Annotated in this window: 10 protein-coding genes, 1 tRNA gene and 1 pseudogene; 6 read left to right on the top strand and 6 right to left on the bottom strand. The window is 70.9% G+C overall.

Annotated features, from left to right (window positions below):
• On the bottom strand, window positions 1-1,278 hold a 1,278-nt coding region (locus VJR25_RS10740), incomplete at its 3' end, for a class I tRNA ligase family protein (RefSeq protein WP_324114964.1).
• Window positions 1,279-1,413: 135 nt separating this feature from the next.
• Here VJR25_RS10740 and VJR25_RS10735 point away from each other — a divergent pair.
• The 4 genes from VJR25_RS10735 to VJR25_RS10720 are packed head-to-tail and all read left to right on the top strand — an operon-like array spanning window position 1,414 to window position 4,766.
• The gene (locus VJR25_RS10735; protein WP_324114963.1) at window positions 1,414-2,088 is read left to right on the top strand and encodes a DedA family protein; all 675 of its coding nucleotides are present in this window, start codon (window positions 1,414-1,416) and stop codon (window positions 2,086-2,088) included.
• Between the two features lie 4 nt (window positions 2,089-2,092).
• The gene (locus VJR25_RS10730; RefSeq protein WP_324114962.1) at window positions 2,093-3,178 is read left to right on the top strand and encodes an App1 family protein; all 1,086 of its coding nucleotides are present in this window, start codon (window positions 2,093-2,095) and stop codon (window positions 3,176-3,178) included.
• Window positions 3,179-3,183: 5 nt separating this feature from the next.
• On the top strand, window positions 3,184-3,900 hold the full coding sequence (locus VJR25_RS10725; RefSeq protein WP_324114961.1) for an SOS response-associated peptidase: 717 nt from the start codon (window positions 3,184-3,186) through the stop codon (window positions 3,898-3,900).
• 2 nt (window positions 3,901-3,902) lie between these two features.
• Entirely contained in the window at window positions 3,903-4,766 is an 864-nt protein-coding gene (locus VJR25_RS10720) for a 3-methyladenine DNA glycosylase (RefSeq protein WP_414683768.1), read from the top strand.
• Here the strand turns inward: VJR25_RS10720 and VJR25_RS10715 are convergent, their stop codons facing one another.
• Both VJR25_RS10715 and VJR25_RS10710 read right to left on the bottom strand, forming a co-directional pair.
• Window positions 4,767-6,461 carry an acyl-CoA dehydrogenase family protein gene (locus VJR25_RS10715; protein WP_324114959.1) on the bottom strand — a complete coding sequence of 565 codons (1,695 nt, stop codon included), beginning with the start codon at window positions 6,459-6,461 and terminating at the stop codon, window positions 4,767-4,769.
• 9 nt (window positions 6,462-6,470) lie between these two features.
• Window positions 6,471-7,784: a YihY/virulence factor BrkB family protein gene (locus VJR25_RS10710; protein WP_324114958.1), complete on the bottom strand. Its 1,314-nt coding sequence runs from the start codon at window positions 7,782-7,784 to the stop codon at window positions 6,471-6,473.
• A gap of 383 nt (window positions 7,785-8,167) precedes the next feature.
• Here VJR25_RS10710 and VJR25_RS10705 point away from each other — a divergent pair, with 383 nt between their 5' ends.
• Entirely contained in the window at window positions 8,168-8,341 is a 174-nt protein-coding gene (locus tag VJR25_RS10705) for a hypothetical protein (RefSeq protein WP_324114957.1), read from the top strand.
• 79 nt (window positions 8,342-8,420) lie between these two features.
• Here VJR25_RS10705 and VJR25_RS10700 read toward each other — a convergent pair.
• Window positions 8,421-8,493, bottom strand: a tRNA-Ala gene (locus tag VJR25_RS10700).
• 180 nt (window positions 8,494-8,673) lie between these two features.
• On the opposite strand from VJR25_RS10700, the gene VJR25_RS10695 reads away from it, so the two are divergent.
• Entirely contained in the window at window positions 8,674-9,114 is a 441-nt protein-coding gene (locus VJR25_RS10695; protein WP_324114956.1) for a VOC family protein, read from the top strand.
• Between the two features lie 22 nt (window positions 9,115-9,136).
• Here VJR25_RS10695 and rsfS read toward each other — a convergent pair whose 3' ends face one another.
• Both rsfS and VJR25_RS10685 read right to left on the bottom strand, forming a co-directional pair.
• Window positions 9,137-9,490 carry a ribosome silencing factor gene (gene rsfS, locus VJR25_RS10690; RefSeq protein ID WP_414683767.1) on the bottom strand — a complete coding sequence of 118 codons (354 nt, stop codon included), beginning with the start codon at window positions 9,488-9,490 and terminating at the stop codon, window positions 9,137-9,139.
• Window positions 9,491-9,513: 23 nt separating this feature from the next.
• Window positions 9,514-10,067, bottom strand: a pseudogene (locus VJR25_RS10685) (hypothetical protein); the annotation flags it as partial.

The following is a 10,067-nucleotide window of genomic DNA, read 5'->3' as shown; positions in this document are numbered from 1 at the left end:
CATCCGGCCCTCGCCGGTGAGCGCGACGCCGGTGCGCACCGGGTCGAGGTCGTCGAGGGAGGTCTCCTCCGGCTCGATCGGCACGCCGTCGTCGTCCAGCTCGATGACCGGGATGGCGCCGGTGATCGGCGCGGTCGTGTCGACGACGACCTTCACCGGCAGGTCGAACGCCCGGGCGAAGTCGAGGTCGCGCTGGTCGTGCGCGGGCACGGCCATGACGGCGCCGTGGCCGTAGTCGGCCAGCACGTAGTCGGCAGACCAGATCGGCAGCCGTTCCCCGTTGATCGGGTTGATCGCGTACCGCTCCAGGAACACACCGGTCTTCGGACGGTCGGTGGACTGCCGGTCGATCTCGGTGGTGCGCTGGACCGTCTCGAGATATGCCTGGAAGCGCATGCGCACGTCGGCCGGTGCCTCCGAGGCGATCTCGGCCGCCAGGTCGGAGTCCGGGGCGATCACCATGAACGTGGCGCCGTGCAGCGTGTCGGGCCGGGTGGAGAAGACGGTGACCTTCTCGGCGCGGCCCTCGATCTCGAAGTGGATGTCGGCGCCGACGGATCGCCCGATCCAGTTGCGCTGCATGTGGATGACCTTCTGCGGCCAGAACCCCTCGAGCTGGTTCAGGTCGTCCAGCAGGCGATCCGCGTAGTCGGTGATCCGGAAGTACCACTGGGTCAGCTTCTTCTTGACGACCTCGGCGCCGCAGCGCTCGCAGTGGCCGTCCACGACCTGCTCGTTGGCGAGCACGGTCTGGTCGTTCGGGCACCAGTTGACGGGGCTGTCCTTGCGGTAGGCGAGGCCTCGCTCGTACAGACGCTGGAACAGCCACTGGTTCCAACGGTAGTAGCCCGGGTCGCTCGTGTGCAGCACGCGCGACCAGTCGAACGAGACGCCGTACTGCTCCATGCTGGCGCGCTGCTGGGCGATGTTCTCGTACGTCCAGGTGCGCGGGTCGGCTCCGCGCTTGATGGCGGCGTTCTCCGCCGGCAGGCCGAAGGAGTCCCAGCCGATCGGGTTCAGCACGTTGTAGCCGCGGTGCCGCCAGAATCGGGCCACGATGTCCGAGTACAGGTAGTTCTCGGCGTGCCCCATGTGCAGGTCGCCGGACGGGTACGGGAACATCGCCAGCACGTACTTGCGCGGCCGGGTGTCGTCGTCGCCGCCGGCGCGGAACGGGTCCTTCTCGGCCCAGAGCGCCTGCCACTTCGCCTGGATCGCGTGGGCGTCGTATCCGCCCTCGGAGGGTGCGGAGTGGTGGGACTCGGTGGTCTGGGACACAGGAAGAGCCAATCGCTGTTCGAACAGTCGGGAAATGCGCGACGAGCGCACTTTTCAGGGTACCGGACGGCTCCGAGCAGGGTCCGCGCCCCGGATTCCCAGCGCCACCCGAGCGCACCGGCCTACCCTTTTCATATGAACGAGTTCGTCACGTGGCTGCTCGGCGTCATCCAGGACGTCGACCCGGTGCTGCGGACTCTGCTCGCCGGCGTCGCGATGGCGTTCGAGACCAGCGTGTTCCTCGGCGTCATCGTGCCCGGCGACACGGTCGCGATCGCCGCGGGCACGGCCGTGGGCAGCCCCGTCGAGGGCCTCGCGCTCGTCGGTGCGATCGTGGCGGGCTCGCTCCTCGGCGAGAGCGTCGGCTTCTGGCTCGGCAAGACGTTCGGGCCGGCGCTGCGGGCATCCCGGCTCGGCCGCAGGCTCGGCGAACGCAACTGGGACCGCGCGGAGGGATACCTGTCCCGACGCGGCGGCCCGGCGATCTTCCTGTCCCGATTCCTGCCGGTGCTGCACTCCCTCGTTCCGCTGACGGTCGGCATGAGCGGGATGCGCTACCGGCGGTTCATCGCCTGGACCCTCCCCGCCTGCGTCCTCTGGGCGTCCGCCTACGTCACCGTGGCGGCGCTCGCCGCCGGCAGCTACCGGCAGATGGCGGACAATCTGCACCAGGCCGGCTACCTCTTCGTGGCTGTCATCGTCGCCTTCATCCTGCTCACCTACGTCATCAAGCGGATCATCGCCCGGTCGGAGCGACACCACCTGGAGCACCCCGGACACCGTCACGGCGCGTCGGGCATGGAAGACTGAGGGGATGCCCCACCCGACGGCCGACTCCCCTGCTCCGCGTCGCGCCACACCGGCGGATCGCGTCGAGGTCGGCCTGCCGGCGCGCGCCGAGTACAGATTCCACGCCTGGCGGGAGCGCCGGGCACGCCACCGCGGGCTCGTGCCGACCGTCACCGCGTTCCCCGGCTACGGCGGCGAAGACTGGGTGCGGGTGCTCGGGCGGGTGCTGATCACCTCCCCGATCCCGTCGAAATCCAAGAGCGAGTACGCGCGGGTGCGGGGATGGCGCAGCTTCGTCGCGGTGCCCATCGGCTTCGCGCAGGTGAGCGTCACCGTCGGCGGCGTGACGCACGAGGTCGTCGCCGACCGCGGCGGCGTCGTGGACACCGTGCTGCCCGCGCGCCTGGAGCCGGGCTGGCAGTCCCTGACCATGACGGTCGAGGGCGGCGACCCGGTCGAGGCGCGCGTGTTCATCGTCGGCGCCGACGTGAAGTTCGGGGTCGTGTGCGACATCGACGACACCGTGATGGTCACCTCCCTGCCGCGTCCGATGGTGGCGGCCTGGAACTCGTTCGTCATCGACGAGCACGCCCGCCAGCCGGTCCCGGGCATGGCCGTGCTCATGGAGCGTCTGGTGGGCGAGAACGACGGCGCGCCCGTGGTGTACCTCTCGACGGGAGCCTGGAACGTCGGTCCGACCCTCTCCCGGTTCCTCGCCCGGCACCTCTTCCCCCCGGGCGCGATGCTGCTCACCGACTGGGGCCCGACGCATGACCGCTGGTTCCGCAGCGGCGCGGAGCACAAGCGATCCAACCTCGAACGCCTGGCCGCGGAGTTCCCGAATGTGACGTGGCTGCTGATCGGCGACGACGGCCAGCGCGACGACGAGGTGTACACGGCGTTCGCGAGCGCGCACCCCGACCGGGTCGCCGCCGTCGCGATCCGTCGCCTGACCCCGGCCGAGGCGGTGCTCGCCGGCGGCCGCACGCAGGTGGACGACCACTCCGCGGCGGGCGTGCCGCGCGTCACCGGCGACGACGGCGCGGCTCTGCTGACCCGGCTCGAAGAGGTGGGCGTGCTGCGCGAACGTCGGACCCCCGGCGTAGGGTGACGGCCATGTGCGGACGATTCGTGGTGGCCAATGTCGCATCGGAGCTCGTGGGGGTGCTTCGGGTCGACGTCGTCGGCGACGACCTGCCCGAGCCCTCGTACAACGTGGCCCCGACGGATCGCGTCGGCATCGTGCTCGACTCGTCCAAGACCGAGCCGCCCACCCGCCGCCTCGAGTCCGCCCGCTGGGGATTCGTGCCGTCGTGGTCGAAGGACCTCGCGTCGGGCGCCCGGGCGATCAATGCGCGGGCCGAGGAGGCCGAGCACAAGCCCATGTTCCGCGACGCGCTCATCAAGCGCCGCGCGGTGGTGCCCGCCACCGGGTACTACGAGTGGAAGCAGGACGGCGACCGCAAGATCCCGCACTACATCCACCCCGAAGACGGCGAGCCCATGCTGTTCGCCGGACTGTACTCGTGGTGGCGCAACCCGACGCTCGCCGACGACGACCCGAACCGCTGGGTGCTGAGCTTCACCATCCTCACGCGCGACGCGATCGGCCGACTGGGGTCGATCCACGATCGCATGCCCCTGTTCCTCGACCCCGACTTCGCGGATGCCTGGCTGGATCCCACCGTGGAGAACGTGGGCGACGTACTGGATGCCGCCATCGACGCCGCGCCGGATGTCGCCGGCACCCTGGCAGACCACGTGGTGGGCACGGCGGTGGGCAATGTGCGCAACAACTCCCCCGAGCTCATCGAGCCCGCGGACGCCGCGTGACGCTGCTGGCGCCTGAGCACTGGCTGCACCGCGAGTCGGCCCACCGGGAGCGAGCGGATGCGCTGACGGCGGCACACCGGGAACGCACCGCGCGGGGCGAACGGCATCCCGTCGAGGACTTCCTGTTCACCTACTACTCCTACAAGCCGGCCGTGCTGCGGCGCTGGCATCCCGGCGCGGGAATCGATCTCGCGGACGCGCAGTCGACGGATCGGGCCGCGTGGCGCTGGTATCGCGCGGGTTCGCTGCCGGGCTCTGTGACCGTCGATGCGGCCGCCTTCCGGGCTGAGAAGGGCCCGCTCGTGGCCTCGGTGACGCGCCTGCTGCGCCTCACCGCCGACCGGCCCGCCTCGTTCGGCTGCTTCGGCCTGCACGAGTGGGCCATGGTGTACCGGCAGGGCGCGCACCGGCATCCCGTCCCGCTGCGCCTCGGTCAGCAGGCCACCGATGCGGTGGTCGAGGCGCATGATCTCCGCTGCACCCACTTCGACGCGTACCGGTTCTTCACCGACGACGCGGTACCGCGCAACCGCACCGCGCTGAGCCGCGACACCCAGCCCACGGCCGAGCAGCCCGGCTGCCTGCACGCGAACATGGACGTGTACAAGTGGGCGGTGAAGCTCGGACCGCTCGTGCCGGGCGAGCTGCTGCTGGACGCCTTCGAGCTCGCCCGCGACATCCGCTACCTGGACATGCAGGCGTCCCCCTACGACATGGCCGCCTGGGCCGGCGAACCCGTGCGCATCGAGACGCCGGACGGCAAGGCGGAGTACGTCCGCCGGCAGCGCGCGTTCGGCGATCGCGCCCAGGCGCTGCGGCGGAGGCTCCTGGCGAGCGTCGAGGTCGAGTCGGCGCTGGCGGCCTGATCAGTCGCCTGCCGGCGGCTCGTGCCGGTGCAGGATGCCGGCGGCATCCGTCCCGCGCGGCAGCACGCCGTACTGGGCGGCGCGATCCTCGTCGAGGCGGGCGCCGATGAACGCCTCGGCGTCGACGTGCGGAGCATGACGCAGCATCAGGGAGGACTGCAGGGCGAGCGCCAGCAGCTCGGTGAGCCGGCGCGCCTGGCCCGCGGCAACGCCCTCGGGCTCTCGACCGACGTCCCGCAGCAGTGCCAGCGTGCGCGCGATGTGGGCGTCGAGCAGCGGGTGGGCGCCGGCAGTGGTCTCGAGCTCCGCGACGAGGGCATCCGCGCAGGTGGCATCCCGGCCGAGCGCGCGCAGCACATCCAGGGCGATCACGTTGCCGGATCCCTCCCAGATCGCCATCACGGGCTGCTCGCGGTAGCGGCGTGCGAGTGGGAAACCCTCCGTGTAGCCGTTGCCCCCGAGGCACTCCATGGCCTCGTAGGCGTGCTGCGGACCGCGTTTGCACACCCAGTACTTGAGCACCGGCGTCGCGATCCGCCGAAGGGCCGCATCTGCGTCGGTCGCCGCGGTCTCGAAGACCTGCGCGAGCCGCAGACCGCTCAGCAGGGCTGCCTCGTATTCGAGCGCGAGGTCGGCGAGCACGGCCGTCATGGCCGGCTGGTCGGCGAGCACCGCGCCGAAGGCACGCCGGTGCCGAGCGTGCCAGGATGCCTCGGAGACCGCCTGCCGCATGCCCGCCGCGGTGCCGAGCACGCAGTCCAGCCGTGTGCGCTGCACCATCTCGATGATGGTGGGCACCCCGCGCCCGGGCTCGCCCACGATCGTGCCCGACGTGCCCTCGAACTCGATCTCGGCGGACGCGTTGGATCGGTTGCCGAGTTTGTCCTTGAGGCGCTGGATGCGGAACTCGTTCCGCGTTCCGTCCGGGAGCACCCGCGGGACGAACAGGCAGGTCAGCCCCTCGCCGCGCCCTCCACGCCGGGTCTGCGCCAACACGAGGAAGGCATCCGACATGGGGGCGGAGCAGAACCACTTGTGCCCGGTCAGCTGGTAGGTGTGACCGGAGACGTGCTCGCCGACGGTCGTGTTGGCGCGCACGTCCGATCCGCCCTGCTTCTCGGTCATGGCCATGCCGACCAGCGCACTCGGCTTGCCGCCGTCGACCGCGAGGCGCGGGTCGTAGCTGCGTGCGTAGAGGCGCGGCAGCCAGGAGCCGGCGATCCACGGCGAGTCGCGCAGGGATGCCACCGCGGCATGCGTCATCGAGATCGGGCACGCGTGTCCCGGCTCGACCTGCGCATACAGCATGAAGGTGGCGGCGCGGGCGACCGCGGCGCCGGATCGGGGCGCGGACCACGCGGCCGTGTGCGCGCCGTCGGCCACGGCGGCCGCGATCACGCGGTGATACGACGGGTCGTACTCGACCTCGTCGAGCCGGAAACCCCACCGGTCGTAGGTGTGCAGCACGGGCTCGTGGACGTGCGCGCGTTCGGCATCCTGCTGGAACGCGGCCGTGCCGACCCGGGCGCCGGTGGACGTCAGCTCCACATCGGCGTGCGACGCGCCGAAAGAAGCCACCGCCTGCACCAGCGGGACGTTCGCGGTGTATTCGTTGAGGTCGACGCGCCACGGGGGCTGGTTCGCCACAGCATGCGTGCGAAGGTCGGCGCGCTCGCCGCGCGCGATGGTCGTCATGCGGTCACGCTACCGCGCGCCTCCGGTGCGGATGCGCCGGCCTTCGGCGATCTCCGATCGCGCCTTCACGGCGCTCTTGTCGCTCTGCCGGGTGTCGCGAGGTGCGAGGCGGATGTGCTCCTCCGCGGCGATCCCGGCCTGCAGCTCGCGCCCCCGCTCGAGCTCCGCATCGAGCTCCGCTCCGAACAGGAGGGCGAGGTTCGCGATCCACAGCCACAGCAGGAAGACGATGACGCCGGCGAACGATCCGTACGTCCGGCCGTAGTTCGACAGGTTCGCCACGTACAGGCCGAACGCCAGGGTGCCGGCGGCGAGCACCACGATCGCGAGCGAGGCTCCGATGCTGATCAGCCGGAATCCCGGCGGCTTCACGTTGGGGGTGGCGCGGTACAGCACGGCGACCAGCAGGATCACGACCAGCAGCAGCACGGGCCATTTCAGGATGCTCCACGTGATCCGCACGCCTTCGCTCGCGCCGATCACACGCCCGACGGCATCCACGACGCCGCCCGACACGACCAGCACGACCGCGACGACGGCCATCGAGACGACGGTGATCAGGGTCACGCCGAGCTGCATCGGCCGCAGGCGCCAGAACGGCCGGCCTTCGGACGCGTCGTACATGCGGTTGACGGCCCGGCTGAAGGCTCCGACGTAGCCGGAGGCCGACCAGAGCGCCACCACGATCCCGACGGCCAGCGCGAATCCGGCGCCCGGTGCGTGGGCGAACTGCTCGATCGGCCCGCGCAGCGCCGATGCGGTGTCACCGGGAGCGACCTGGTCGATGATTCCGAGCACGGCCGTCGCTGCGGCCCCGCTCTGGCCGAAGACCCCGAGCAGCGAGAAGACGGCGATGAGCGCCGGGAACAGCGACAGCACGGCGTAGTACGTGAGAGCCGCGGCGGCGTCGGGGCACTGATGCATGGAGAACTCGCGCAGGGTGCGCTTGAGCACGTACTTCCATGTGCCGAGGCGGAGGCGCCCCCGCGGTCGTGCCGGCTGCGGGTGGGTACCGGTGGTCTCGGCTGCGTCGCCGACGGGGAGCATCGACCCGCCGTCGTCACGGCGCTCGGGGATGCGGTGGAGCCGGGCATCGCCCCGGTTCCGCCCCGGCACGATCATCGCCCCCGCCGACAGCACCGTCATGGAGAAGAGGAGCGGATGTCGGCACACGAACAGCAGCCATCTCAGCACCACGCGCGTGCGCGTCCCGTCGTCGTCGCGAGACCGCGCGGAAGGGGCGTCCGCCTCGGGGCGCACGAGGGTCACGGCGCGGGCCTGTGCCGCCTCGGCCGCCGCAGTGATCCGATTCCGCTTCACCATGGTTCCAGCACCCGCCCGGACAGGCTTCCCTTCCCCCGTCCGCATCCGAGGACGGCCCCGGATAACGAGTCTGCGCAACTCGGGAGCGGTGCGGAAGCCCGTTGCGCCGCCCAACGGCATCTGGCACACTCGCGCGAAGCCGCTGCGCCGGAGGGCGTTGACACCGTCCGCCCCGAGGAGTATCCATGGGGGTAGCACAGGCCGGGGGAGCCTGAGTCACGCATCTGGGGCGTACTTCCCGTTTTTTCTGGGGGATGGAAGTGGTCGAGCACAGCCCATGGGGCTCCTTGGTCCTTGCCGGCATATCGACGGTCGCGTTGACCGCGAGTGCCATCGCAATGGTGACGAGCGCATCTGCAGGCAGACGATCCGAAAGGCCGGCCGTGAACACTGTGACGGTGTCGACGGCGGAGAACGCGGGCGGCGGGGTCCCGTCGCAATCGGGCTCCGGCGGCGGCGTCGGCGCGATGGGCTCGGTGGCCGCGACGCACTGGCAGCCCGTCGAGGTGTACGCGCTCCGGCGCGGCGTCGACGCCTCGCCGGTCGCCGCCGACTGATTCCGGCAGCCTCCGACGGATCCACGGCATCCGGGGACGACGAAGCCCCCGGATCCGATGGATTCCGGGGGCTGTTCGGTGGACCTGAGGGGACTCGAACCCCTGACCCCCTGCATGCCATGCAGGTGCGCTACCAGCTGCGCCACAGGCCCTTGTTCCGTCTTCCCGGTTCCCCGGGGCAACTCCTCAACCCTACTACAGATTCGGCGCGCTCCCGACCAGGGCCGCCCCCCACGCATCGTTGACTTGCCCTGGATGTACGCGACGCGCCGCGCACGACGTACATCCAGGGCAAGTCAACGTCGGAGGGCGGGCGTAGTCTCGCCGCAACGATGAACGGAGGCATCATGGCGGGGCTCGGGAACATCACCTTCTACGCCGACGATCCGCTCGCTCTGTCGCACTTCTGGGCGGACGTGTTCGGCTATCCGCACGCCGTCTTCGACGGCGAGCTCAAGCAGCTGCTGCTCACGAGCGGGCTCAGCGAAGAGGATCTCGCGAAACGCGGACTGGCGGAGGACCCCGCCGGTGTGGGGCCGCGGCTGTTCTTCCACCACGCCGCATCGGCGAAGCGGGAACGCAACCGGATCCATCTGGACATCTCGACGACGCCGGGGCGCAAGCCCACGCCGGACGAGTTGGATGCCGAGAAGGACCGGCTCGTCGCGCTCGGCGCAACGGTGGTGCGTCTCGTCGACCAGCCCTGGGGGCCGTGGCCCGAGCGCTACTACCAGCTGCTCGATCCCGAGGGCAACGAGTTCTGCCTGCAATGAGGCAGCCACACGGCCGGGGCGATCAGGCGTCGATCTCGGCGTGAGCCGCAACCTCGAAGGGCACGGTCGGGCAGTCCTTCCACAGGCGCTCGAGGCCGTAGTAGGTGCGCTCCTCCGGGTGGAACACGTGCACCACGAGGTCGCCGAAGTCAAGCAGCACCCAGCGGGCCTCCTGCCGGCCCTCGCGACGCAGCCGCTTGTGGCCCGCTTCCAGCAGCCGGTCCTCGACCTCGTCGGCGATGGCGGCGACGTTGCGCTCGCTGCGGCCGGTCACGAGGAGGAACACGTCCACGAGCGGAAGGGGCTCCGACACGTCGAGGGCGACGAAGTCCTCACCGCCGAGCTTGTCCGCCGCGGTCACGGCGATCTGCAGCATCCGGCGGGCGTTGTCGGTTGCGGTCACTTGAACACTCCTGTGACGAGGGCGAAGACGAGCACGCCGATGAGCGCGACGGCGAGGACGCCTGCCGTGACCGCGAGGGTGAGCATGAGCTTGTTGCCCTTCTCCGGCGCGGGCGGCGTGATGATCTCCTCGGGCGTGACGGCGGTGCTCACGGCGGCGCTGGCCGCGATGGGGGTCGGCGACGAGTGCGTGGGCAGTTCGCCGTCGATCAGCGCGGCGTCGAGGTCCTTGCCGTCGGTGGTGCCGGGCGCGTGGCCGGTCGAGCCCATGCCCTCGGGCAGCACCCACGTGCCGGTGACGATGACCTCGCCGGTGGCGGCGACCGGGGCGACCAGCGGCGCACCGGACGGAGCCTGCGACACGATCAGGGTGCTGGGACCGGCGACCGAGCCGGTCGTCGCGGTGTCGCGGTGCAGCAACTGGTCGAACGATGCCGCCGGGATCCCCGCGGACTTGCCGGTGAGCAGCCCGGCGCCGAGCGCAGGGCTCACCGTCGCGCGCACCTCTTCGGGGTCGAGGGGGCCGCCCTCGTCCTCGAAGATCCGCAGGT

The organism is Microbacterium sp. (assembly GCF_035277845.1).
Classification (GTDB): Bacteria; Actinomycetota; Actinomycetes; order Actinomycetales; family Microbacteriaceae; genus Microbacterium.
Note: the sequence above shows the minus strand (reverse complement) of the source record. Positions and strands in the feature narration are given on the sequence as shown.

Coding starts and splice junctions, on each gene's coding strand:
- VJR25_RS10735 (WP_324114963.1), top strand. CDS start 1,414: ATGAACGAGTTCGTCACGTGGCTGCTCGGCGTCATCCAGGACGTCGAC.
- VJR25_RS10730 (WP_324114962.1), top strand. CDS start 2,093: ATGCCCCACCCGACGGCCGACTCCCCTGCTCCGCGTCGCGCCACACCG.
- VJR25_RS10725 (WP_324114961.1), top strand. CDS start 3,184: ATGTGCGGACGATTCGTGGTGGCCAATGTCGCATCGGAGCTCGTGGGG.
- VJR25_RS10715 (WP_324114959.1), bottom strand. CDS start 6,461: ATGACGACCATCGCGCGCGGCGAGCGCGCCGACCTTCGCACGCATGCT.
- VJR25_RS10710 (WP_324114958.1), bottom strand. CDS start 7,784: ATGGTGAAGCGGAATCGGATCACTGCGGCGGCCGAGGCGGCACAGGCC.
- VJR25_RS10695 (WP_324114956.1), top strand. CDS start 8,674: ATGAACGGAGGCATCATGGCGGGGCTCGGGAACATCACCTTCTACGCC.
- rsfS (WP_414683767.1), bottom strand. CDS start 9,490: ATGCTGCAGATCGCCGTGACCGCGGCGGACAAGCTCGGCGGTGAGGAC.